We start from the raw sequence: 21898 nt of genomic DNA, 5'->3' as shown, positions 1-21898 counted from the left end.
CTGGAAAACTCTCCCGCCTCGCTCCGAATGAATGGGCACGGCAACCGGAACGAAGGAGCGCAGGATGTCCGCCATCGGCTCAATTCTCACCAACCAGGGCGCGCTCAACGCCCTTAACTCGATCACCAATACCTCGAACCTCAACAACTCGCTGGAACAGCAGCTGTCGAGCGGGCTTTCCATCAACTCCCCGGCCGACAATCCGGCTGGCTACATCACCGCCCAAGGCTTCACCTCGCAGCTGAACGGCCTGACCCAGGCGACCTCCAACGCCAACCAGGGTATCAGCCTGCTCCAGACCGCCCAGGGCGCGCTGCAGCAGCAGATCGGCGTGGTGCAGAAGCTGAACTCGATCGCCGTCCAGGCGGCGAACGGCACGCAAAGCTCCTCCGACCGTGGCGCGCTGCAATCCGTTGTCAGCCAGCTCACGACGCAGATCACCAATACGGCGAACCAGACGCAGTTCAACGGCGTCAACCTGCTCGACGGCACCTTCACCAATGTGCAGTTCCAGGTCGGCACGCTGAGCGGCCAGGTGCAGAGCCTCTCCATCACCAGCACCAGCGCCAACAAGATCGGCCTCAACGAGTCTTCCGCCAGCGCCGCGGCCACCGGCCTCTATGGCACGGGCAACACCGGCGTTCTCACCTCCTCCGCGGCCGGCAAGGCTTTCACCGCTGGCAACGTCAGCTTCACGGGCGCCAATGGCCAAACCGCGAAGGTCGCCGTGACCGCCGGTGAGGCGGCCTCTGGCATCGCCACCGCGGTCAATGCCCTGTCTTCCACCACGGGTATCTCGGCCAAGGCCGTCAATAGCGTGAACGTGACGGCTGGTCAGGTTGCCGCTGGCAGCGGCTTCGCGTTCAAGATCCAGGGTAGCGGCAGCGCGCAGACCATCAAGGCGGCGACCCTCTCCGGCCTCGCCGCGCAAATCAACGCGCAGACCGGCACCACCGGCATCTCGGCGACCATCAACAAGAGCACCGGCTCGGCCGCCGGCTCTCTGACGCTGAGCCAGGCGAACGGCAAGAACATCAACATCACCGGGCTGACCGCCGGCTCCCTCACCGTCACCAACGGCTCTGCCACCGCCTCCAATGCCAAGGTCAAGGGCGCGCAGACCCTCAAGTCCGGCGGCACCGCGAGCGGCGTCATCCAGGGCCAGGTGCAGTTCCAGTCGAGCGGATCCTTCAGCCTCAGCAACGGTGCTGCGGTTGGGCTCAGCTCCAACTCGAAGCTGCATTCGCTCTCCTCGATCAACGTGACGACCTCTTCGGGCGCCAACCAGGCGATCGATATCGTGAAGTTCGCGCTGCAGGGCCTCAACCAGCAGGGCGGCGTTCTCGGTGCCGCGCAGCAGCGCCTGAGCGCGACGATCAACAACCTCAACACCAGCTCGCAGAACGTGACGAGCGCGCTCGGTGTCGTGCAGGATGCGAATATCCCGCAGGTCAGCAACCAGCTGACGCAGGCGCAGATCCAGGCCCAGGCGGGCGTGGCCGCGCTCAAGAGCTCGACGACGCTGCAGCAGTCCTTCCTCTCGCTGCTGCCGTAACCAGCCTAGCCGGCCGGGCCGCAGGCCCGGCCGGCCGCCTTCTTCCATTATGCAGGTAGGCCCATGAGCACGGTGAGTTCCCTCAGCTCGGCAACGATCCAGAGCCAGATCAGCACATTCGAATCGCGCCTCCAGGCGCCGATCACGCAGATCCAGTCTCAGATCGCCACGGAAAAGGCGGATATTTCCGCCTGGGGCGCCATCAAGGGCAGTATCTCCACCCTCTCGACATCGCTGAACGGGCTCAGCAATCTCAGCACCTTGGCTTCGCGCTCGGCGACCTCCACCAGCAGCAGCATCGCGACGGCGACCGCCACCAATGCCGCCGTGCCCGGCACCTATGCGCTAGGGCATGTCTCGCTCGCCCACTCGCAATCGATCTATTCCGGCATCAAGACCAGCGCCTCCACCTCGCTCGCATCGAGCGCCGGTTCGCTCACCATCGTCCAGAACGGCAAGACCGAGACGGTTGCCGTCGGCGCCGGCAGCCTCACGCTGAACGGCGTGGCTGCCGCTATCAACAAGGCTGGTGGTGGAGTCGCCGCTTCGGTGGTTTCGACGAGCGGCGGCGCCCGCCTCGTATTGCAAAGCAGCGCCACGGGAAGCTCGCAAGCCTTTTCCGTCACCGGTAAGGGCGGGCTTTCGACGTTCAATTACAGCCCTACTGGATCAAACACCGGCTCCTGGACGACGGCGCAGGCAGCGCGGAACGCGACACTGACGGTGAACGGCGTTCCCATTTCCAACGCCACCAACACCCTTTCGAACGCCTTGACCGGCGTGTCTTTGAGCCTCGCGGGCTCGGGCAGCACCTCCATCCGCGTTTCCAAATCCTCGGGCGCGCTGACCTCCGCCCTGTCCTCGTTGGCGACCTCGCTGAGCGGCGCGATTTCAAGCATCGCGACCCAGACGAAATACGTCGCGCCGAGCAGTTCGACATCGAGCTCGACCTCAAGCTCCACGGCGAAATCCGGGCCGCTCATCGGTGATTTTACTGCGACCAATCTTTCCTATCAGCTCGCCAACGCCATCTCGGGCGCAGCGGCAAGCGGCGTTACATCCAATACGATCGGGTTGACGATCAGCAGCGCGGGCAACGTCTCCTTCGATGCCTCCACCTTCAGCACCGCTTATGCCAGCAACCCGACCGGCGTGCAGACCCTGCTCAACAACATCTACAGCAGCCTGAAGTCGGTCACCACCGGTGCGCTCGGGAGCAGCAACAAGACAGGCGGCACGGCAAGCAGCGGTTCGATCACCTCGGAAACCAATGCGTTGAACGCACAAGTCACCTCCTTCAATGCAGAGATCGCTCAGATCTCGTCTCAGAACACCGATGCTTTGAACAACCTTATCAGCCAATATACTCAGGCCGAGACGAGCGCCAGTTCCGCCTCGATCAGCCAGTCCTATCTGAATATCTTCCTCTCGAACACGTCATCCTCGGGTTGATCTCATGAGCATTGTGACAGCCTATCGTTCTTCGATGTTCGACGGTGCGGCCGATGTGGATTGGCTGCGCTCCGGCTGGCGGGCGCTTCGGCTCTATGGGCACAAAGCCAAGACCGCGATCGAGGAAGACGATCTGCTCCTGAAGGCGGAGATGATCAGCCGCGCGGATAAGCTCCTCACCGTGATGACCGGGATCGTCGATATGAGCCCGGGTTCGCTGCTTGGCCAATCTCTCTCACGCATATACAATGCCCTGCGGCTCGCGCTGCTGGAGGCGAACATCACCAACCAAAGCAACCCGCTCGATGATTTCGACGCGGCCTTGCGCACGCTCGATTCGGAGTTTTCGAAACTCTCAGGCGCGGGGGCGCATCCGTCATGACGAGCCCGATTTCCTCCTACCGCGCTGATCAACCGAGCACTCTCGGCGTTTCGAGCAGCGCGCCGGCCGCCGGGCAGACGAGCGGTTCCGCGCAAAAGACGGCGCCGGCTGCTGCTGGCAGCGATACCGCGACGATCACGCCGCTCGCGCAGCTTTCCGCATTCTTGCTGACGGGTGCGCGCAATGCTCCCGGCGTCGATACGGCTGCGGTTTCACGGCTGCAAAGCGCCATTCAGGGCGGCAGCTACAACCCGCCGGCGGAGCAGGTGGCCGGTGCTATTCAGATGAGTGCTCTTGAACTGCCGAAGGGTTGAGAAGGCTGTGGCACCCAATTTCGATCACCAAGCGACGGCCGAGCATCCCGAAACCGGGCTCGCGCCTCTCTTCGCCGAGGCGCTGGACCTGCTTGACAAGGCCGAGCAGCGCATCACCCATCTCTCGAATACCTTGTTGACCGGACAGCCCCGGCTGATCACCGAAGAAACAGTGCGTTTCGAAGAAGAGCTGAACCGGGTCGATCGTCTCCTGCTGGCCTGCCATCATGCGGTTCGCCAGCTGGGTTACCCCGCCTTGCAAGATGCGGCTTGCGCCTTTCAAGCAGAAGATCGCGGCCTGGAAGGCGAGATGCTGGGCCGGCTGATCAAGCAGCTCAATCGGGTCGTGGCGCTTTGCGCCGCCGGCGCCAAGCGCGCCTCGCAGCTGGATCGAGATCTCAACCGCGCTATTGGCCAGCTTCGCGACGCTGGCATGGCGACCGGCCCTCGCCTTATCGCCTCAGCCTGACCGCCCGGCTAACCGCCGGGCGCGTCATTCGCGCTTTATGCCCGCGTGGATCTACGCGACCCAGGTCCGCACCTCGCTATAAAGCTCAATCATCCGGAGCGCGTAGCGGCCCGACCCGATCGAGACGATCTCCCCTTCCCCAAACGGGCGTCCTTCGACAAGAACGGAAAAGCTGGCATCGGCGTTCTTATCCAGGGTTATCAACTGGCCGACCTTGAGTGATTCGAGCTCGCCGACCGTCATCGAAACTTCACCAAGACGCACGGTCACATCCAGCAGAACGCGATCTAGGGCGCCCGTCTCTTCCTCTGTCGCGGCGCCGGCAGCCTCCACCGCCTTCGGGACAAAGAAGGGAAACTTCGGCTTCTCCAAGGGCCGCTGCGCGCGTGCGAGAAAAATCTCGCTACGCGTCACCACGGTCGGGCGGCAGCACACGAGCCCATCCTTCTGGCCGTAATCCGCGCTCAGAATATCGAGCCCCAACACATGTCCGGTTGCCTGGTTGGTCAGCCAGATCGGAATGAGCTTACCCTGCTCCAGTCGGCGGATGAGACCGAGCGGCAGTTGCAGGCGGGCAATGTCGAAGATTATCTCGCAATTCGTCCCGTTGGTAAGGTTGCCGACGCTAGTGCTCCATCGGTTGTCCACCAGCGCCGGCCCGATCAGCCAGGTTTGCGCGCTGATCCGCGCCTCGAAGGGCTCGAAAGCGGAATAGGGAACGATGGCCCGAATCGATCCGATACCGAGCGCGGTCTCGAAGATCCCGGTCGTCGAAATCATCCAGTCCTGCTTGTCGGCGATGGCGAGCATGTTCACGGCTGTCTCGTGCTGCACGATCGACCAGTCGAGCGGCGCGAAGCTGCTGAGAACCTCCGTAAAGCCCGCGAGCGTCAGCTCGATCATCTGCTTGCCGATGCGCATCTCCATGGCGGAGAGATCGTTGCGCTGCGCGAAATCCGAACTGGTTGCCCCGAACATGGCATCGACCATCGCGCCAATGAGATCGCCCTCCACCGCAATGATGATGCGGCCATGCAGCGGCGCGAGATCTGCAATGCCCGCAAGCATGACATCGGGGAGTGCGGCCAGGGCAGAATCATGGCTGATCACACCATTGACGCAGCTGAGCAACTGCACCGGGCACCGCATGCGCTGGGAGAGAGAGAAGGCGATCTTGCGCATGATCGGATCGGACAGCCCTTCCATGAGGGTGGAGCGGAGCTGCGGCGTGAGGGAGGATGCGAGCAGATCAAGCGGCTCGACATCGGCGGAACTTTCAAGAATCGGCATGAAGCGGCTCTACCCTTGTCAAGCGAACATGTCAGTCATCTTAATCTTCACTTGCCATTAACTCCCTTTTCATTTGTGTCGTGCTCAAGACGATTGGAGACGCTTATACGATGGAAGTGATGGCTGCGTGACCCTGCGATTCTTCGTTCTCTTATTCTATCATGCTTAACAAAAGGTGCTTGCGCTGCGGCCCCGCGTCCCATTTAGAGAAGCAGGAACCCCCTGTTTACGATCTTCCTGATCGCAGGGCTGCGGTGTGATCGTGGTCACTTTTTTGCAACGCATGGGCGGCTATGGTCGCCCTGCCCTCGGCCGATATCTTCGGTCTCAACAACAGCTAGGAAGAGGCCCCAACTGATGGCGTCGATTCTAATTCTCGATGATTCGGCTGCCATGGTGATGAACCTGGCGCAGATCCTGTCCAAAGCCGGCTACGAGGTAACAACGGCGGGGAACGGCCGTGAGGGCATTACCGAACTCTCCAACGGCCTCAAGCCGGCGGTGATCCTCACCGATCTGAATATGCCGGAGATGGACGGAATTGAGTTCATCAAGGAAGCCCGCAAGGCAAGCGCCACCAAGTTCACCCCGATCATCGTGCTCAGTGGCGAATCCGACGGGCGTAAGCGAGATGAGGCACGCGCCGCGGGCGCCTCGGGCTGGCTGACCAAGCCGCCGCAGCCGAACCAGCTTCTGTATGTCGTCAAACAACTCCTGCCGGCCAAATAGGCGGACACGCATGGACCGTACCCGCCGCCTCCGCCAGATGCGGCGCGGCCTCGCTGCTGCTTCAGCCGATCATCACCACACCGGTTCTGCAACGAGCTTCATACTTCTCAGAAACCGTTAGCTTTTCTCCTGTATAAAATGAGGTCTCCGGGGTGCGCGGCTTCTCTGCTTGCTTGTTGAGCGCCGCTCCCATCTGCTTTGGTTCCAGTTCCAGAAAGGGGACGTGCCATAGATATCCTTCAGCTCCCCACGGCCCTCGATCTCAAGACCGCTGCACAACTTCATGCCGACCTGCTCTCCCGGCGTGGCCAGGCGCTCGAACTGGATGCGAGCGGGGTCGAGCGGATCGGCGGTCTCGGTCTGCAGGTTCTCCTCGCCGCACAGGCCGCCTGGACCGCCGATGGTATGGATTTGCGGCTCGGGCCGGCGTCGGAGGAGTTTAAGGCGGGCCTCGCCGGCTTTGGAGCGGCCGGCATGCTCTTCAGTAACTCAGAAGGATGAGACCATGGCTCTGACAGTGCTGACGGTGGATGATTCGCGCACAATGCGCGATATGCTGAAACATTCGCTGCTTGCGGCCGGCTTTCGCGTTGTGCAGGCTGAGGACGGCATGCACGGGCTCGAAGTCCTCAAGACCGAGACGCCCGATGTGATCGTCACCGATATCAATATGCCCCGGCTGGATGGGTTCGGCTTCATCGAAGCGGTGCGCAAGGACACCGAGGCGCGCAGCACGCCGGTCCTCGTGCTGACGACGGAAGCGGACCCGGACAAAAAATCGCGGGCGCGGGCCGCCGGCGCAACCGGTTGGATTGTCAAGCCCTTCGATCCCGTCAAGCTCGTCGATGCGATCCGTCGCGTTGCCGCCTGAGGTACCGTCATGTCCAATGATCCGATGGCCGAAATCCGCGAGGTGTTCTTCCAGGAGTGCGAAGAGCAGCTCGGAGAATTGGAAGCAGGCCTCCTTGCCATGCAAGGCGGCGATCGCAACCCGGAAACGGTAAACGCCGTATTCCGGGCGGTCCATTCGATCAAGGGTGGCGCGGGAATTTTCGCGCTCGACTCGCTTATCCGCTTCGCGCATGTGTTCGAGACGACGCTCGACGCCGTGCGCGGCGGCCGTCTGGAGCCCGACGCCTCGGTCATGGCCCTGCTTCTGCGTGCGTCGGACTCGCTGACCGACCTCGTACGCGCAGCGCGGCGGGACGAGAGTGGCTTCGACGCGACGGCGCAGGAAATCATGCAGGCTTTTGATGCCCTGTCGCAGTCGCCGACGAAAGCCGCCGCCAAGCCTGCTCCTGCTTCCCCCTCCGCATCCAGCCCTGCCGCGCGTGCGCCAGCCGCCGCGCCACCGCCGGCCGAGCCGCAGCCGAGCGCCGCCGCCCGTACCTGGATCGTGCGCATCGCGCCCAAGTCCGAGCTGTACGCCAAAGCCAACGAAACCGCCCTCTTGCTGCGCGAACTCGCTCGCCTCGGCACGACCGAGGTTGAGCTTGACGCTTCGCGCCTGCCCGATCTTTCTGAACTCGACCCCGAAAGCGCCTATCTGGCCTGGACCGTCACGCTCACCACCGATCACGAGCCGGAGGCGATCCGCAATGTCTTCGAATTCGTCGAGGGCGATTGCGATATCGAGATTTTCGAACGCCCGGATTTCGATTTCGGATTTGGCTTCCCTGAAGAGGAAGCAGCGGAAGCGCCGGAGCCGGCTGAAGTCGGGCAGCCGATGGTCGAGGACAAGGCGGGCGCGGCGCCGCGCCCGGAATCGGGCAGCACAGCGGCGGCCTCCCCAGCCGGCGGCGCTGTCGAGATGATGGCCGCCCAGGCCGAGAGCGCGGCCTCCGTCAGCCAGACGATCCGCGTGGATCTCGATCGTGTCGATCGGATGATCGATCTTGTCGGCGAGCTGGTGATCACCGAAGCAATGCTCAACCAACGCGTGCTGGAAGCCGGGCTCGCCCGCACCTCGGCGGTGGCTATGGCGCTCGAAGAGCTCGAATCGCTCACGCGCGAGATTCAGGACAGCGTGATGGCTATTCGCGCGCAGCCCGTGCGTGCGGTCTTCCAGCGCATTCCCCGCCTGGTGCGCGAGGTCGCTGCCCATACCGGCAAGCAGGTGCGGCTGTTGACGGAGGGCGAAGGCACGGAGGTTGACAAGACGGTGATCGAGCGGATCGCCGATCCTCTCACCCATATGATCCGCAATGCGATCGATCATGGCCTCGAATCGCCGGAGCTACGCGTCGCTGCCGGCAAGCCCGCAGAAGGCATCGTCCGACTGAGCGCACTGCATCGCTCCGGCCGCATTATCATCGAAGTCGCCGATGATGGGGCCGGCATTAATCGTAGCCGCGTCCGGCAGAAGGCGATCGAGAAGGGTCTCATCAGCGCCGATGCCCAGTTGAGCGATGATGAGATCGACAATCTGATCTTCCTGCCGGGCTTCTCCACCGCCAGCACAATCTCGGACATTTCCGGCCGCGGCGTCGGCATGGATGTGGTGAAACGCTCTGTGCAGGCGATGGGCGGCCGCATCTCGATCTCATCGCGTCCGGGCCTCGGCTCCACCTTCACGCTCAGCCTGCCACTGACGCTCGCCGTGCTGGATGGCATGGTGGTGCGCACCGCCGGGCAGACCTTTATCGTTCCGCTCGCCGCCGTCCTGGAAACGCTGCGTCCGTCGAAGGCGGATATCTACCCGCTCGATAACCGCATCTCTGTTCTGGCGTTGAGGGGCGGGTATGTGCCCATCGTCGATGTTGCTGATGTGCTGGAGTTCGACGTCCGCTCCACCATTCCGGAGCAGGGGGTCGCACTCCTGGTGGAAAGCGAAGGTGGCAGCCGTGCCATTCTGCTTGTCGACGAAATCCAGGGCCAACGGCAGGTCGTCATCAAGAGCATTGAAGCCAATTACCGCGCGGTCGATGGTATCGCCGCCGCCACCGTGATGGGCGATGGCCATGTGGCGCTCATCCTGGATGTGGACCGGATCGTCTCCGCCACGCGCGAGACCAGCCGCGGTGATATCAGCCGTTCGCTTCCTCAAATGGTTTGAGATAGAGCGCCATGATCAGCAAAACCGGCGGCCCCAGCATGCAAGAACTCATCGCTTTCCGCGTCGGCAAGCAGGAATTCAGCATCCATGTCACCTCGGTGCGCGAGATCCGGGGCTGGAGTTCGGCGACTGCCCTGCCCAAGGTGCCGCGCTATATCCGTGGCGTCATCAACCTGCGAGGCGCCGTTCTGCCGATCGTTGATTTTGCGGCGCGGCTCGGCCTGCCGCATACCGAACCGACCGCCCGCAACGTGATCATCGTCGTGCAGATCGAGCAGAAGCAGATCGGCCTACTGGTGGATGCCGTCTCCGACATCATCACCTTCAACGAAGCGCTGATCCAGCCGGCGCCCGATGTTTCCTCCGAGACGGTGTCGAGCTTCATTCGCGGTCTCGTACCCGTCGAAGGGCGGATGATCAGCCTCATCTCGCTCGATAGCGTGCTGCCACCCGATCTTGCCGTGGCCGCATGAAACCGGAGGCCGATCGGATCGTCGCGGATGCCGAATTCACTCTGACGGCATCGGATTTCAAAACCCTCGCAGACGTGCTGTTTTCCGAGGCTGGGATCTCCCTCAGCAGCGAGAAGGTTAATCTCGTCTATTCGCGCCTTGCCAAGCGGCTGAGGGCGCTCCGCTTGCCCGATTTCCGCGCCTATTGCCAGCTGGTGACGAGTGCGGACGGAGCGGCTGAGCGGGGCGAGATGATCGCAGCCCTCACCACTAACGTGACACGATTCTTTCGTGAGCCGCATCATTTCGACCATTTGCGCACCCAGGTACTGCCGCCTTTGATCGAGCAAGCAAAACGCGGGGCGCGGCTGCGCTTCTGGTCCGCTGCCTGTTCCAGTGGCCAGGAACCCTATTCGATGGCGATGACGATCCTCTCCGCCATGCCCGATGCGGCGCGCTACGACATCAAGATTTTGGCCACCGATATCGACCCCAATATGATCCGCCAGGGCAAAGCCGGGGTTTATCCCGTGGCGAGCCTCGATACGGTGGCGCCCGCGCTGCTCAGTCGGTTCTTTGTCCGCCAGGGCGAGGATCAGATGGAAGTCGGCCGAGACCTGCGAGCGCTCGTCTCCTTCAAGAAGCTCAATCTCAACGGCGACTGGCCTATGTCTGGCAAGTTTCAGTCGATCTTTTGTCGCAACGTCGTCATCTACTTCAATGCCGAGACGCAGGCGCGGATCTGGCAACGCTTCGTTCCCTTCCTTGATCCGGGCGGGGTTCTCTATATCGGCCATTCGGAGCGGGTCACCGGTCCGGCGGAGCAGATGTTCAAGAGCGATGGCATAACCACCTACCGGCTCCTTTCTTCCGCAGCGAGGCGGCCATGACTGTGCGTGTATTGATCGTCGATGATTCTCCGACTATGCGGAGCGTCATCGCTGCGCGTCTGCGCGCCGATCCGGCGATCGAGGTGGTCGGCCAGGCGGCCGACCCTCATGAAGCGCGCGAGGCGATCAAACGGCTCAATCCCGATGTGATCACCCTCGATATCGAAATGCCGAACATGGACGGCATCGCCTTTCTCGAAAAGATCATGCGCCTGCGGCCCACGCCGGTGATCATGGTCTCGACGCTGACCCAGCGTGGCGCCGACGTTTCGCTCCGCGCACTCGAAATCGGCGCCTTCGATTGCGTCGCCAAGCCGAGCGGCGGTTCTTTCGAGGATTTCGACCAACTGCCCGATAAGGTGAAGGCGGCCGCGATCTCCCGGCGCCGCTTCCGCCGCGCGCCGGCGCTCACCCGCCCCTCGGTCGAAGGCTTCGTCCCCGATGGCCGCCTCATCGCGATCGGCGCCTCTACCGGCGGGGTAGAAGCGCTCATCGCGGTGCTGCAGGCCTTTCCGGAGAACTGCCCGCCTACCATTATCACGCAGCATATGCCCCCAGCCTTCACCCGAAGCTTCGCCGAACGGCTCAATGGCATGTGCCGCGCGCAGGTCGCGGAGGCGAAGGATGGCGATATCCTGGGCGTTGGTCAGGTCTATCTGGCGCCGGGCGATCGGCATCTGGAACTCACCGGCCAGGGGACGATGCGGTGTCGGCTCAGCACGGAGGCCAAGGTCAACGGGCATCGGCCGTCGGCCGATGTCATGTTCGGCTCCGTCGTCCGCACTGTCGGCGATCGCGCGGTCGGCGTCATTCTCACCGGGATGGGGCGTGACGGCGCGGATGGGCTTCTCGCCATGCGGCATGCGGGCTGCGAGACGGTCGGCCAGGATGAAGCAAGTTGCGTCGTCTATGGCATGCCGCGCGTAGCGCAGGAGATTGGCGCCGTGCAGCAGCAGCTATCGCTTGACCAGATCGGTACGAGGCTCGTTCGGATGACCAATGCCAATGCACAGTCGAGACTGGTAAGGCGCGCATGATCAAGGAAACCAGCCAGCCAAACCCTCGTGAGAGCTCTAAGCCGAGCCATCGGATTCATGTGGTCCAGGGAGAGCATTGTGTAAATGACGATCCGGACACCGTGTTGACGACGATCCTCGGCTCCTGCATTGCCGCCTGCCTCTGGGATGCGGAGAAGAATCTCGGCGGGATGAACCACTTCCTGCTGCCGGGGGACGGTATCAACGCGCAGGACGTGACGGGCGGCACGCCATCCTCCCGCTACGGGGTCTATGCCATGGAACTGCTCGTCAACGCGATGCTGCGCCGTGGCGCCCGGCGGGAGCGCATGCAGGCGAAGCTGTTCGGCGGGGCGCGGATGATCCGCGGCCTGACCGATGTCGGCCACCTGAATGCGACCTTTGCGGAGCGGTTCTTGCAGAATGAGGGCATTCCGGTCGTCGGCGGCAGTCTGCGCGGCACGCAAGGGCGCCGGGTACAGTTCTGGCCGGTCGGTGGCCGCGCCCGCCAGGTGCTGATCAAGGATGATTCGGATTCGCTCTTCCGGTCCGAATATCAGAGCTTCATGACGAAGCCGCCCCGCCAGGCGGGATCGATTGAACTCTTTTAGTGGAAGCTGCACATGGATCAGTCGACTCAGCTGGTGATGATTATGGATACGATCGCAGGCGAGATCAGCGAGCTCGGTACGACCATTGATCGCTTGCAGGCAATGCTCAGCCCGGCTCTTTCCACCATCGCTGAAGATGCGGAATATGTGCGCCATGTGCAGGCCTTCGATCTTGCGTCGCAGCGCCTTAACGCTCTTGCAACATTCATGTCCTCCCTCAATACGGCCATTCCGCACCACTACGTCGTTAACTCTTCTTCCGCATTGAACGAGGTAAAACTCTCTGCCTTGGCCCGCCGCCTCACCGGGCGCGAGGAAGTTCCGCCTGACTTGTCTTCCGGCGAACTTGACCTCTTTTGAACGCTCCCTGATTCACGACGATTGATGGATGCCATCATGACGAACCTCCAACAGACGAGCGGCCGGACCGCAGCAGATCGTGGAGATCAACTGCTGTCCGTGCGGGTGGGCGCACAGGAATTCGCCATGACTATCATGGCCATTCGTGAAATCCGCGGCTGGATCGCCTCGACGCCGCTGCCCCATGCGCCGGCCTATATCAAGGGTATGATCAACCTTCGGGGCTCGGTTCTCGCCATCATCGATCTGGCCGTGCGCCTCGGGCTGCCAAGCCAGGAGCCCACCACCGCCTCCGTCGTCGTGGTCGTCGAAACCGGAGAAACAGCGGTCGGCCTGCTGGTCGATGCCGTGTCCGACATCATCACCATCACCGAGGATATGCGGCAGCTTACGCCCGAGATCGGGGACAAAGTTTCCCGCGCCTATGTCGAGAGCCTGTTCATGGTGCATGATCGGATCATCGGCATTCTCTCGCTCGACGCCGTCATTCCCAAGGATCCGATGCTCGATCTCGCGCTCGAAAGCGTCGGCGCCTGAGGCTCGGCGGCAGGCGGATCGTGCGCCTCCTGTAAGCTCGCCCCAAGGGGCCAGACGTAACCTGGCCGGCTGTTTCCCTCCGCCGAAAGCCGGCGCTACGCCGCTATCCGCGCCAGCCATTCCGCCGCTTGGCGATCGGCCCCCGAGGGTAGCGGCGCGGCCGGCGCCAGAAGCCACTGCACCACATCTCTGGTCACCAACGCGCCGGCGCGGTCGCGGTGCAGCAGGTGGTAGCCGTCAGGATAGAAGGCGAAGCGGCGGGCATCCGGGTTGGCCGCGTGTTCACGCCGCCAGCAGGCGGCCATCGCATGCGGGGGCACCAGGCGATCCTTGCCGCCGTAGAGGAACAAGGTGGGCGCCGGGCGGGCGCCAGCGGCGTGGCAGGCGGCATCCATCAGATCGGCGAGGCCGCTCAAAGCGCGAATGCTGGCCGAGGGCCGGCCAAGGCTCGGATGCTGCATGCGGCGCAGCGCCTGCTGATTGTCGGTCGGCTTGATGCCCAGCCGATCGGCCCGCAACCTCAACCACGGCACCATCCGGTTGCCCCAGCGGAGCGATAGGCGAAACAGCAGCGCCATTTCCCGCCTGCCCCAAACGGCGGGCGCGCTCAACACGAAGCCTTCCACCGGCAAACTCTGCTCGCGCGCGGCCAATACCATCAGGATGGCGGCGCCCATGCTTTCACCCGCCAGAAACAGGCGCGCGCGGGGAAACCGCGCCCGTACCGCCGCCAGCATGTGCCGTGCATCCTCGACCAGCCGTTCCGTGCCAAACCACTGCCCCCGGCCGGTCGCGGCACCAAAGCCCCGCTGATCGGGCGCGACCATGCCGATTCCGGCTTCGGCGAGGTGACGCGCCGGCGCGTCCCACCCGTCGGCACTGTCATTGATCCCGTGCAGCGCGAGCAGGACGATCTCCGGCTCTGAGGTCGGCAGCCATTCGCGATAGGGCAGCCGCGCGCCATCGGGCATGGTGAAGACGCCATCCATCAGGCGCGGCGAAAAACGCTCCACGCGGCCGCGGCGAAGTTTGCGCGCGGGCGGAACCAGTTCGGCAACGGCGGGGGAGGAGGCGGCGTGCATCGTCCGGCCTTGCTAGCACGCGCCCGCCCGCAGACAAGTGAAATTGCCATCAGATTGTCACATGACGCCATCCCAGCAGCACGTCGCCCATCAGCCCTTGTCATGAAGCTGCGATGGCGTGCCAGCGCCAAAGCCCCCAAGCTGGCGCTTCCGCCTTTCGGGTCGGGCAGCCAACCCCGGCCGCTCGGTTTGTCATGCTGGCGTCATTGACAAATCCCGGCTCGCAATGTCATCTAGACATCTAGATCAACAAGGTTGCCATGCCGCTCGCCCCCTCCCTGACGCCCCGCCAGTCCTGGATGGCCGCTCTCGCTCGCAGCGATCGGCAACTCATCCTGCGCCACCTCGCCGAAGCGCCGGATCTGCCGGAGCACACTCGCCTGCGGGGGCCGGAGATCGGCCTCGTCATGCTGCGCGGCCGCGCCGGCGGCACCGGGGGGGCGGCCTTCAACCTTGGTGAGATGACAGTCACCCGCTGCACAGTGCAGAATGCGCTCGGGCTCATCGGCCACGCCTATGTCGCCGGTCGCGATCTTGCCAAGGCCGAGCTTGCCGCCGCCCTCGATGCCGCGCTGCAGGATGCGGCCCTCGGCCCCGCCTTGCAGGAGACGGTCATCGCTCCGCTCACCACAGCCCTTTCCGAAGCGGCCGCCGCGACCCGCGCCGAGGCCGATGCCACGCGGGTCGAGTTCTTCACCCTCACCACGATGCGCTCCTGATGCTCGGCGCACCCGGCTTCTCCGATCCCGTCATGCAGGCGCAGTTCTGTTTCCGCCGCATCCTCCAGGCGATGTCCGAGCCCGGCACCATCGTCACCCTCGCGCCGGCCCTGGCGGCGCCGCCCCTGGCGCCCGCCGCTGCCTCCGCCTTGCTCACGCTCGCGGATAGCGACGTCAGCCTCTGGCTTGACGAGGCGCTGGTGCCAAGTTGGGACTGGCTTGCCTTCCATGCTGGCATGGCCCGCGCCCGCGGCCCCGAAAGCGCCCATTTCCTCTGCACCACCACCCTCCCCCGGCTTGCCAGCCTCGCCACCGGCAGCGATGCCGCGCCCGAGGAGGGAGCGACCGTCATTCTGCAGCTCCCCGCGCTGACAGGCGGGCCGCGGCGCCTGATCTACGGCCCCGGGCTCGAAGCGCCGCGCCTGATCGAGCCCTGCGGTCTGCCGGAGGATTTCGACGCGCAATGGCAGGAGAACCACGCCATGTTTCCTTGCGGCATTGATCTCTTGCTATGCGCGGGCGATGCGCTCTGCGCGCTGCCCCGCAGCCTGCGCATCGGGGCGGGCTGAGCCTTGGCCTATGTCGCGGTCAAAGGGGGCGAGAAGGCGATCGACGCCGCCCATGAATGGCTCGCGCGCAGCCGCCGTGGCGCGCCGAGCGTGCCGGAACTCGGGATCGACCAGATCGAGGCGCAGCTCGGCCGCGCGGTCGATCGGGTGATGGCGGAGGGCTCCTGCTACGATCGGGGGCTCGCCGCCCTCGCCATCAAGCAGGCGCAAGGGGATCTCATCGAGGCCGCCTTCCTGCTGCGCGCCTATCGCACCACCCTGCCGCGCTTCGCGGCCTCGCTGCCGGTGGAGACAGAGCGGATGCGCCTCCGCCGCCGCGTCTCGGCCATCTACAAAGATGTGCCGGGCGGGCAGATGCTCGGGCCGACCTACGACTATACCCACCGCCTGCTGGATTTTGCGCTTGCCGAGCCGGGCAGCCCGCCCGCGGCCGCCGAGCCGCCGCCGCGCCGCCCGCACGGTGAAGCGCTGGCTGTGGCGGCAGCGGCAGAGCCCGAAAGCGAGAGGCCAGGGCTGCCGCATGTGCTCTCCTTCCTCGAAGCCGAGGCGCTGCTCCGGCCGGAGCCGGCCGAGGCGCGCGATGCGGAGCCTGGCGATATCACCCGCGCGCCCCTGCATTTCCCGGCCGGGCGGGATCTGCGGCTGCAAACTCTCGCCCGCGGGGATGAGGGCTTCCTCCTCGCCCTCGGCTATTCCACCCAGCGTGGCTATGGCGATACCCATCCCTTCGTGGCGGAACTCCGCCTCGGCGAAATCGCGGTCGAGATCGTGCCGCCCGAACTCGGCTTCGCCATCCAGATCGGCGAGATCACCCTCACGGAATGCGAGATGGTCAATCAGTTCACCGGCTCCCAAACCGAGCCGCCGCAATTCACCCGCGGCTACGGCCTCGCCTTCGGCCATGGCGAGCGCCGCGCCATGGGCATGGCGCTCGTCGATCGCGCAATGCGCGCGGCCGAGCTTGGCGAGGATGTCAAGGCGCCGGCCGAGGATGTGGAATTCGTGCTGTCCCATTGCGACAATATCCAGGCGACCGGCTTCGTCGAGCATCTGAAGCTGCCGCATTACGTCGATTTCCAGAGCGAGCTTGAAACCATCAGGGCGATGCGGCGCCTGCATGAGGCGCCGGCGGAGCAGGCGCCGGCGGCGGAGGAAGGGCGGTGAGCGGCTATAATTTCGCCTATCTCGACGAGCAGACCAAGCGCATGATCCGCCGCGCCCTCCTCAAGGCGGTGGCGATCCCAGGGCATCAAGTGCCTTTCGGCGCGCGGGAAATGCCGCTGCCCTATGGCTGGGGCACCGGCGGCATTCAGGTGACGGCGGCCATCCTCGGCCCGCAAGACGTGCTCAAGGTGATCGACCAGGGCGCCGACGACACCACCAACGCCATTTCCATCCGCCGCTTCTTCGCCCGCACCGCCGGCATCGCGACGACGACGCATACCGCCGCCGCCAGCGTGATCCAGACGCGCCACCGCATTCCGGAGGAGCCGCTGCGCCCCGGGCAGATCATCGTCTATCAGGTGCCCTTGCCTGAGCCGCTCTCGCATCTCGAGCCGAGCCGGGCGGAAGCGCGGCAGATGCACGCCCTCGCCGATTACGGGCTCATGCACGTGCAGCTCTACGAGGATATCGCCCGCTTCGGCCATGTCGCCATCAGCTACGATTATCCGGTGATGGTGAACGGCCGCTACCTCATGGCCGCCTCGCCCATCCCAGCCTTCGATACGCCCAAGATGCACCGGATGCCGGCCTTGCAGCTTTTCGGCGCCGGGCGCGAAAAGCGCATCTACGCGGTGCCACCTTTCACCGATGTCCGGCCGCTGGATTTCGAGGATCACCCCTTCGCCCCGCGCCGTGCGCCGCATCGCTGCGCGCTCTGCGACTCGGGCGAGAGCTATCTCGATGAGGTGATCGTGGACGATCGCGGCGGCCGGCTCTTCGTCTGCTCCGATACCGATTATTGCGAGGGCCGGCGCGACGGCCGCCCCGCCACGCTCGGGGGCCGCGCGTGATGGCGCCCTCTGAACCGTTGCTCGAAGCCGAGGCGCTGTCCCTCGCCTTCGGCCGCATCCGGGCGCTCGATGGCGTCGGGCTCAGCCTTTGGCCGGGCGAGGTGCTGGCGATCGTGGGGGAGAGCGGCTCGGGGAAATCGACCCTGCTCAGGGCGCTGGCCGGCATGCTCGCGCCCGATGCGGGCCAGGTGCGCTATCGCCCGCCCGGGGGCGGCCCGGTCGATGTGCACGCCATGCCGGCGCCGCTGCTCCGCCGGCTGCACCGCTCGGATTGGGGCTTCGTGCAGCAGAACCCGCGCGATGCGCTGCGCATGGGGGTCTCGGCCGGCGGGAATGTCGGCGAAAGGCTGATGGCGCAGGGTGGCCGCCATTACGGCGATATCCGCGCCGCCGCCGCCGATTGGCTGCGCCAGGTGGAGATCGACCCTGGCCGGATCGACGATCTGCCCGGCACCTTCTCCGGCGGCATGCTGCAGCGCCTGCAGATCGCCCGCACGCTCGCGACGCATCCTCGCCTCGTCTTCATGGATGAGCCGACCGGCGGCCTCGACGTCTCGGTCCAGGCCCGGCTGCTCGATCTCATCCGCTCCCTCGTCAGCCGCCTCGGCATCGCGGTGCTGCTCGTCACCCACGATATCGCGGTCGCCCGCCTGCTCGCTGGCCGCATCGTCGTGATGCATCGCGGTGCGATCGTCGAAACCGGCCTCACCGATCAGGTGCTGGATGATCCGCAGCACCCCTATACGCAGCTTCTGGTCAGTTCGGTGCTCCAGGCATGAGCGAGATCCTGCTGCGGACGGAGGCGCTCGCCAAGTCCTTCACCCTCCACCTCCAGGGCGGGCTGCGCATGCCGGTGCTGGGGGCGGTCGATCTCGAACTGCGGGGGGGCGAATGCGTCGTCCTCTCAGGCCCTTCGGGGGCCGGCAAATCCACGCTCATGCGCAGCCTCTACGGCAATTATCGGGCCGAGACCGGGCGCATCCTGGTCCGCCACCAGGGGGTGGTGATCGACCTCGCGGCGGCGAGCCCGCGCGAGATCCTGGACGTGCGGCGCCACACGCTCGGCTATGTCAGCCAGTTCCTGCGGGTGGTGCCGCGCGTGCCGACGATCGAGATCGTGGCCGAGCCGCTGCTCGCACGCGGCGCCAGCATGGCGGAGGCGCGGCAGCGCGCGCAAGCGCTGCTGCTCCGCCTCAACCTGCCGGAGCGGCTGCATGGCCTGCCGCCTTCCACCTTCTCGGGCGGTGAGCAGCAGCGGGTGAACCTCGCCCGCGGCTTCATCGCCGGCCATCCGATCCTCCTGCTTGACGAGCCAACCGCCTCCCTCGATGCCGAGAACCGGGACGCGGTCATCGCCATCATCGGGCAGGCGAAATCGGCGGGTGCCGCGATCCTCGGCATCGTCCATGATGCGCCGACGCGCGATGCCATCGCCGATCGTCTCTTCTCCCTCCAACCACGCGCGGCGGCTGCATGAGCGAGACCATCCTTTCCAATGCCTTTATCGTGCTCGAGGAGGAGGTGCTGCACGGCACGCTCCTGCTGCGGGAGGGTCGGATCGCGGCGATCGATCCCGGCCAGGGTGTCAGCCCCGGCGCCGAGGATTGCGCCGGCGATATCCTGATGCCCGGCATCATCGACCTGCATACCGACAATCTGGAGCGGCAGGTCATGCCCCGGCCGGATGCGCGCTGGCCCTCCCGCTCCGCCTATCTCGCGCATGATGCGCAATGCGCGGCGGCCGGTGTCACCACCGTCTTCGATGCCCTCTGCGTCGGCAAGCTCAGCATCGACAGCGAAGACCGCATCCGCACCTTCGCCGATGCGGTGGGTGATCTCACCGCGCTCGCTGAGACCGCGCTGTTCAAGGCCGAGCATTTCCTCCACCTGCGCTGCGAATTGCCGGCCGAAGGCATGCTGGCGCTGGCCGAACAGGCGATCGACCATCCGCAGACACGCATGGTGAGCCTCATGGATCACACACCGGGGATCGGCCAATATGCCGATCTCGGGCGTTTCCGCGCCCGGCGGGCGGCCAATGGCCGGGAAAGCCTGGCCGAGACCGAAGCGCTGATCGCGGAGTTGCAGGAGAGCCGCGAGCGCCTGCGCGGCCCCAATCGCCGCGCGCTGCTCGGCCTCGTGCGCGGGCGCGGCATCGTGCTCGCCAGCCATGATGACGAGACGGTCGCCGAGGTCGAAGAAAACCACGCCGACGGCATCGCCATCAGCGAATTTCCGGTCCGGCTCGCCGCTGCCCGCCACGCCAAGGATCTCGGCATGGCGGTGATCGCCGGCGCGCCCAATCTGGTGCGCGGCGGCTCCCATTCCGGCAATGTCGCCGCGGCCGACCTGCTGGCGGCAGGCGCGATCGATGCCTTCGCCTCGGACTATGTGCCCTCGGCGCTGCTCGAAGCGGCCTTCGCCGCAGCAGCCCGCGGCCTGCCGCTGCCCGCCGCGATCGGCTTGGTGACGAGCGGCCCCGCGCGCCTCGCCGGGCTCGCCGATCGCGGGCGGATCCGGCCCGGGCTCCGCGCCGATCTGCTGCGCGTGCGCCGGGCGGAGGGGCTGGCCGCCCCGGTCGCCGTCTGGCGCCAGGGAAGGCGCGTCGCGTGACGAGCGGGCGCGGACGCCTCGTTCTCATCGTCGGGCCCTCCGGCTCGGGCAAGGATACGCTGATGATCGGGGCGGCGCAGGCGCTCGCGGGCGATGCCCGCTTCGCCTTCGCGCGCCGGGCCATCACCCGCCGCGCCGCCGAGGAGGATCACGAAAGCCTCAGCGAGGCTGCCTTCCGCGCCCGCCAGGCGCAGGGAGACTTCGCGCTCTCCTGGCAGGCGCACGGGCTGTCCTACGGCATTCCCCGCGCCGCTCTCGCCCCGCTCGATCGCGGCGCGCTCGTCATCGCCAATGTCTCGCGCGGCGTGGTGGCGGAAGCGGAGGCGCGGTTCGCCGTCACCGTCATTGAAATCACCGCGCCCGTCGCGCTTCGTGCCGCGCGGCTCGCCGCCCGCGGGCGCGAGGATGAGGCGGCGATCGCGGCCCGGCTTGCGCGCGGCGCTCCGGCTGCGGTGCTGCCGCCCGGGCGGCTCACCATCGTCAACGACGGCAGCGTCGCGGAAGGGGTGGCGCGGCTGCTCGCCGCCCTCCACAGCCTCGCCGCAAACGCGCCCTGCCGGCCGGATCTCGTCCCCGGCGGCTGATCGCGGCTTTCCTTTGCCGCGCGGCCGGGCGATGCTCGGGCTAGGCCCCTCCCGGCCCAGCCCCTAGCACGATGGAGCCTCATGCGGATGGACGAGACCGGAGCGGCCTGGCCGCAGGCCGAGGGGGTTTTCCGCCTCGGCGATCTTCGCCTCGCGTCCGGCGCCGTGCTGCCGGATGCGCGGCTTTCCTGGAAGACGCACGGCACCCTCTCGCCGCGCGGCGATAATGCGATCCTCTACCCCACGAGCTTCGGCGCCCAGCACAGCGGCCTCGGCTGGGCGGTAGGGCCGGAAAGCCTGTTCGATCCGGCGCGCTGGTTCGTCATCATCCCCGACACGTTCGGCAATGGCCTGTCCTCCAGCCCGTCCAACACCGCAGACTATCCCGCGCTCGTCACCACAGCGGACAATGTCCGCGCCCAGGCAAGGCTGCTCGCCGAAGAATTCGGCCTCCGGCAACTCGCCGCCGTCTATGGCTTCTCGATGGGCGCGCAGCAGGCCTATCACTGGGCGGCGATGGCACCGCTGCCCGTCGCCCGCGCGATCGTTGTCTGCGGCAGCGCGCGCACGGCGCCGCATAACCAGGTCTTCCTCGCCTCCCTGATGGCGATCCTCGAAGCCGCACCGGAATTCCGCCCGCCCGGCCGCTTCACGGCCGAGCCCGTCGCCGCCCGCCGCGCCTTCGCCCGCTGCTATGCCAGCTGGGCGATGAGCCAGGCCTGGTATCGCGCCGGGCTGCACCTTTCCTCGACCGGCGCCCGCACGCTCGACGAATTTCTAGACGCGCATTGGGAGCCGGGCTTTACCCGCACGGCGGCCGATCTCTACGCCCAGCTCCACACCTGGTATGCGAGCGATATCGCGGCTGAGGGCTTCGCGGGCGATCTCGGCCAAGCGCTCGCCAGCATCACCGCACGCGTGCTGCTGATGCCGTGCGAGACGGATCTCTACTTTCCGCCCGCCGATAACGCGGCGGAACTCGGCGCGCTGCGCGCGGGCTGCCTGCGGCCGATCCCGAGCATCTGGGGGCATGTCGCCGGGGCGCCGGCAAGCCTGCCCGCGGAACACGCTTTCCTCAAAGCCGCGGTGCGCGCCTGGCTGGAGGATGAGGGCGGCAGCCGCACGGCTTCCTGATCGCTGGCCGCTCACCCAAGCCGGCGCCAGGGCGCTCGCGCTCTGCTATCAGGCTGCGGCAGGCTTACTG

At 65.7% G+C, this 21898-nt stretch carries 26 protein-coding genes; 24 read left to right on the top strand and 2 right to left on the bottom strand.

Features of this window, described 5'->3' with window-relative positions:
* The first annotated feature begins 64 nt into the window (after nucleotides 1–64).
* The 5 genes from ACYQ7X_RS09710 to ACYQ7X_RS09690 all read left to right on the top strand — a co-directional run bounded on the left by ACYQ7X_RS09710 (nucleotide 65) and on the right by ACYQ7X_RS09690 (nucleotide 4172).
* On the top strand, nucleotides 65–1555 hold the full coding sequence (locus ACYQ7X_RS09710) for a flagellin N-terminal helical domain-containing protein (protein ID WP_459696804.1): 1491 nt from the start codon (nucleotides 65–67) through the stop codon (nucleotides 1553–1555).
* Between the two features lie 63 nt (nucleotides 1556–1618).
* A complete protein-coding gene (fliD, locus tag ACYQ7X_RS09705; protein WP_459696803.1) occupies nucleotides 1619–3007 on the top strand; it encodes a flagellar filament capping protein FliD in 1389 nt (462 codons plus the stop codon).
* Nucleotides 3008–3011: 4 nt separating this feature from the next.
* Nucleotides 3012–3389 (top strand): flagellar protein FliS, encoded by a 378-nt coding sequence (locus ACYQ7X_RS09700; RefSeq protein ID WP_459696802.1) that lies wholly within the window; start codon nucleotides 3012–3014, stop codon nucleotides 3387–3389.
* Complete coding sequence (locus ACYQ7X_RS09695; protein ID WP_459696800.1) at nucleotides 3386–3703, top strand: flagellar biosynthesis anti-sigma factor FlgM; 318 nt, start codon at nucleotides 3386–3388, stop codon at nucleotides 3701–3703. The genes ACYQ7X_RS09700 and ACYQ7X_RS09695 overlap by 4 nt, the downstream gene beginning before the upstream one ends.
* A gap of 7 nt (nucleotides 3704–3710) precedes the next feature.
* Nucleotides 3711–4172 (top strand): hypothetical protein, encoded by a 462-nt coding sequence (locus tag ACYQ7X_RS09690; RefSeq protein ID WP_459696799.1) that lies wholly within the window; start codon nucleotides 3711–3713, stop codon nucleotides 4170–4172.
* A gap of 51 nt (nucleotides 4173–4223) precedes the next feature.
* Here ACYQ7X_RS09690 and ACYQ7X_RS09685 read toward each other — a convergent pair whose 3' ends face one another.
* Nucleotides 4224–5462, bottom strand: coding sequence for a flagellar motor switch protein FliM (locus ACYQ7X_RS09685; protein WP_459696797.1), 1239 nt, complete (start codon nucleotides 5460–5462; stop codon nucleotides 4224–4226).
* A gap of 357 nt (nucleotides 5463–5819) precedes the next feature.
* Here ACYQ7X_RS09685 and ACYQ7X_RS09680 point away from each other — a divergent pair, with 357 nt between their 5' ends.
* The 10 genes from ACYQ7X_RS09680 to ACYQ7X_RS09635 all read left to right on the top strand — a co-directional run bounded on the left by ACYQ7X_RS09680 (nucleotide 5820) and on the right by ACYQ7X_RS09635 (nucleotide 13112).
* Entirely contained in the window at nucleotides 5820–6191 is a 372-nt protein-coding gene (locus ACYQ7X_RS09680; protein ID WP_459696796.1) for a response regulator, read from the top strand.
* A gap of 198 nt (nucleotides 6192–6389) precedes the next feature.
* On the top strand, nucleotides 6390–6692 hold the full coding sequence (locus ACYQ7X_RS09675) for an STAS domain-containing protein (RefSeq protein WP_459696795.1): 303 nt from the start codon (nucleotides 6390–6392) through the stop codon (nucleotides 6690–6692).
* 4 nt (nucleotides 6693–6696) lie between these two features.
* On the top strand, nucleotides 6697–7062 hold the full coding sequence (locus ACYQ7X_RS09670; protein WP_459696794.1) for a response regulator: 366 nt from the start codon (nucleotides 6697–6699) through the stop codon (nucleotides 7060–7062).
* A 24-nt stretch (nucleotides 7063–7086) separates the two neighbouring features.
* Nucleotides 7087–9246, top strand: a complete 2160-nt coding sequence (locus ACYQ7X_RS09665; RefSeq protein WP_459696793.1) for a chemotaxis protein CheA — start codon at nucleotides 7087–7089, stop codon at nucleotides 9244–9246.
* Between the two features lie 11 nt (nucleotides 9247–9257).
* Nucleotides 9258–9719 (top strand): chemotaxis protein CheW, encoded by a 462-nt coding sequence (locus ACYQ7X_RS09660; RefSeq protein WP_459696792.1) that lies wholly within the window; start codon nucleotides 9258–9260, stop codon nucleotides 9717–9719.
* Nucleotides 9716–10588: a CheR family methyltransferase gene (locus tag ACYQ7X_RS09655; RefSeq protein WP_459696790.1), complete on the top strand. Its 873-nt coding sequence runs from the start codon at nucleotides 9716–9718 to the stop codon at nucleotides 10586–10588. The genes ACYQ7X_RS09660 and ACYQ7X_RS09655 overlap by 4 nt, the downstream gene beginning before the upstream one ends.
* Nucleotides 10585–11625 carry a protein-glutamate methylesterase/protein-glutamine glutaminase gene (locus tag ACYQ7X_RS09650; protein ID WP_459696789.1) on the top strand — a complete coding sequence of 347 codons (1041 nt, stop codon included), beginning with the start codon at nucleotides 10585–10587 and terminating at the stop codon, nucleotides 11623–11625. The genes ACYQ7X_RS09655 and ACYQ7X_RS09650 overlap by 4 nt, the downstream gene beginning before the upstream one ends.
* On the top strand, nucleotides 11622–12215 hold the full coding sequence (locus tag ACYQ7X_RS09645; RefSeq protein WP_459696788.1) for a chemotaxis protein CheD: 594 nt from the start codon (nucleotides 11622–11624) through the stop codon (nucleotides 12213–12215). The genes ACYQ7X_RS09650 and ACYQ7X_RS09645 overlap by 4 nt, the downstream gene beginning before the upstream one ends.
* A gap of 12 nt (nucleotides 12216–12227) precedes the next feature.
* The gene (locus ACYQ7X_RS09640) at nucleotides 12228–12575 is read left to right on the top strand and encodes a hypothetical protein (RefSeq protein WP_459696787.1); all 348 of its coding nucleotides are present in this window, start codon (nucleotides 12228–12230) and stop codon (nucleotides 12573–12575) included.
* A gap of 24 nt (nucleotides 12576–12599) precedes the next feature.
* The gene (locus ACYQ7X_RS09635) at nucleotides 12600–13112 is read left to right on the top strand and encodes a chemotaxis protein CheW (RefSeq protein WP_459696786.1); all 513 of its coding nucleotides are present in this window, start codon (nucleotides 12600–12602) and stop codon (nucleotides 13110–13112) included.
* 95 nt (nucleotides 13113–13207) lie between these two features.
* Here ACYQ7X_RS09635 and ACYQ7X_RS09630 read toward each other — a convergent pair whose 3' ends face one another.
* Complete coding sequence (locus tag ACYQ7X_RS09630; RefSeq protein ID WP_459696785.1) at nucleotides 13208–14194, bottom strand: alpha/beta fold hydrolase; 987 nt, start codon at nucleotides 14192–14194, stop codon at nucleotides 13208–13210.
* A gap of 260 nt (nucleotides 14195–14454) precedes the next feature.
* Between ACYQ7X_RS09630 and phnG the strand changes: the two genes are divergently transcribed.
* From phnG to ACYQ7X_RS09585, 9 genes are all read left to right on the top strand, one after another.
* Complete coding sequence (gene phnG, locus ACYQ7X_RS09625; protein WP_459696784.1) at nucleotides 14455–14913, top strand: phosphonate C-P lyase system protein PhnG; 459 nt, start codon at nucleotides 14455–14457, stop codon at nucleotides 14911–14913.
* Nucleotides 14913–15482, top strand: a complete 570-nt coding sequence (phnH, locus tag ACYQ7X_RS09620; protein ID WP_459696783.1) for a phosphonate C-P lyase system protein PhnH — start codon at nucleotides 14913–14915, stop codon at nucleotides 15480–15482. The genes phnG and phnH overlap by 1 nt, the downstream gene beginning before the upstream one ends.
* Before the next feature lie 3 nt (nucleotides 15483–15485).
* A complete protein-coding gene (locus ACYQ7X_RS09615; RefSeq protein ID WP_459696781.1) occupies nucleotides 15486–16646 on the top strand; it encodes a carbon-phosphorus lyase complex subunit in 1161 nt (386 codons plus the stop codon).
* Complete coding sequence (locus ACYQ7X_RS09610) at nucleotides 16643–17497, top strand: alpha-D-ribose 1-methylphosphonate 5-phosphate C-P-lyase PhnJ (RefSeq protein ID WP_459696780.1); 855 nt, start codon at nucleotides 16643–16645, stop codon at nucleotides 17495–17497. Before ACYQ7X_RS09615 ends, ACYQ7X_RS09610 begins: the two co-directional genes overlap by 4 nt.
* Nucleotides 17497–18276, top strand: a complete 780-nt coding sequence (phnK, locus tag ACYQ7X_RS09605) for a phosphonate C-P lyase system protein PhnK (protein ID WP_459696779.1) — start codon at nucleotides 17497–17499, stop codon at nucleotides 18274–18276. Before ACYQ7X_RS09610 ends, phnK begins: the two co-directional genes overlap by 1 nt.
* Nucleotides 18273–18974, top strand: coding sequence for a phosphonate C-P lyase system protein PhnL (phnL, locus tag ACYQ7X_RS09600; RefSeq protein WP_459696778.1), 702 nt, complete (start codon nucleotides 18273–18275; stop codon nucleotides 18972–18974). The genes phnK and phnL overlap by 4 nt, the downstream gene beginning before the upstream one ends.
* Nucleotides 18971–20110 carry an alpha-D-ribose 1-methylphosphonate 5-triphosphate diphosphatase gene (locus ACYQ7X_RS09595; RefSeq protein WP_459696776.1) on the top strand — a complete coding sequence of 380 codons (1140 nt, stop codon included), beginning with the start codon at nucleotides 18971–18973 and terminating at the stop codon, nucleotides 20108–20110. Before phnL ends, ACYQ7X_RS09595 begins: the two co-directional genes overlap by 4 nt.
* Nucleotides 20107–20694 (top strand): phosphonate metabolism protein/1,5-bisphosphokinase (PRPP-forming) PhnN, encoded by a 588-nt coding sequence (phnN, locus tag ACYQ7X_RS09590; protein ID WP_459696775.1) that lies wholly within the window; start codon nucleotides 20107–20109, stop codon nucleotides 20692–20694. Before ACYQ7X_RS09595 ends, phnN begins: the two co-directional genes overlap by 4 nt.
* 87 nt (nucleotides 20695–20781) lie before the next feature.
* Nucleotides 20782–21828, top strand: a complete 1047-nt coding sequence (locus ACYQ7X_RS09585) for an alpha/beta fold hydrolase (RefSeq protein WP_459696774.1) — start codon at nucleotides 20782–20784, stop codon at nucleotides 21826–21828.
* The last annotated feature ends 70 nt before the right edge of the window (nucleotides 21829–21898 follow it).

It is taken from the genome of Acidisoma sp. C75, from assembly GCF_054665095.1.
Note: the sequence above shows the minus strand (reverse complement) of the source record. Positions and strands in the feature narration are given on the sequence as shown.

Coding starts and splice junctions, on each gene's coding strand:
- ACYQ7X_RS09680 (WP_459696796.1), top strand. CDS start 5,820: ATGGCGTCGATTCTAATTCTCGATGATTCGGCTGCCATGGTGATGAAC.
- ACYQ7X_RS09630 (WP_459696785.1), bottom strand. CDS start 14,194: ATGCACGCCGCCTCCTCCCCCGCCGTTGCCGAACTGGTTCCGCCCGCG.
- ACYQ7X_RS09685 (WP_459696797.1), bottom strand. CDS start 5,462: ATGCCGATTCTTGAAAGTTCCGCCGATGTCGAGCCGCTTGATCTGCTC.
- ACYQ7X_RS09670 (WP_459696794.1), top strand. CDS start 6,697: ATGGCTCTGACAGTGCTGACGGTGGATGATTCGCGCACAATGCGCGAT.
- ACYQ7X_RS09665 (WP_459696793.1), top strand. CDS start 7,087: ATGGCCGAAATCCGCGAGGTGTTCTTCCAGGAGTGCGAAGAGCAGCTC.
- ACYQ7X_RS09635 (WP_459696786.1), top strand. CDS start 12,600: ATGGATGCCATCATGACGAACCTCCAACAGACGAGCGGCCGGACCGCA.
- ACYQ7X_RS09645 (WP_459696788.1), top strand. CDS start 11,622: ATGATCAAGGAAACCAGCCAGCCAAACCCTCGTGAGAGCTCTAAGCCG.
- ACYQ7X_RS09660 (WP_459696792.1), top strand. CDS start 9,258: ATGATCAGCAAAACCGGCGGCCCCAGCATGCAAGAACTCATCGCTTTC.
- phnL (WP_459696778.1), top strand. CDS start 18,273: ATGAGCGAGATCCTGCTGCGGACGGAGGCGCTCGCCAAGTCCTTCACC.
- fliD (WP_459696803.1), top strand. CDS start 1,619: ATGAGCACGGTGAGTTCCCTCAGCTCGGCAACGATCCAGAGCCAGATC.
- ACYQ7X_RS09655 (WP_459696790.1), top strand. CDS start 9,716: ATGAAACCGGAGGCCGATCGGATCGTCGCGGATGCCGAATTCACTCTG.
- ACYQ7X_RS09585 (WP_459696774.1), top strand. CDS start 20,782: ATGGACGAGACCGGAGCGGCCTGGCCGCAGGCCGAGGGGGTTTTCCGC.
- ACYQ7X_RS09595 (WP_459696776.1), top strand. CDS start 18,971: ATGAGCGAGACCATCCTTTCCAATGCCTTTATCGTGCTCGAGGAGGAG.
- ACYQ7X_RS09700 (WP_459696802.1), top strand. CDS start 3,012: ATGAGCATTGTGACAGCCTATCGTTCTTCGATGTTCGACGGTGCGGCC.
- phnG (WP_459696784.1), top strand. CDS start 14,455: ATGCCGCTCGCCCCCTCCCTGACGCCCCGCCAGTCCTGGATGGCCGCT.
- phnK (WP_459696779.1), top strand. CDS start 17,497: ATGGCGCCCTCTGAACCGTTGCTCGAAGCCGAGGCGCTGTCCCTCGCC.
- ACYQ7X_RS09695 (WP_459696800.1), top strand. CDS start 3,386: ATGACGAGCCCGATTTCCTCCTACCGCGCTGATCAACCGAGCACTCTC.
- ACYQ7X_RS09650 (WP_459696789.1), top strand. CDS start 10,585: ATGACTGTGCGTGTATTGATCGTCGATGATTCTCCGACTATGCGGAGC.
- ACYQ7X_RS09640 (WP_459696787.1), top strand. CDS start 12,228: ATGGATCAGTCGACTCAGCTGGTGATGATTATGGATACGATCGCAGGC.
- ACYQ7X_RS09710 (WP_459696804.1), top strand. CDS start 65: ATGTCCGCCATCGGCTCAATTCTCACCAACCAGGGCGCGCTCAACGCC.
- phnH (WP_459696783.1), top strand. CDS start 14,913: ATGCTCGGCGCACCCGGCTTCTCCGATCCCGTCATGCAGGCGCAGTTC.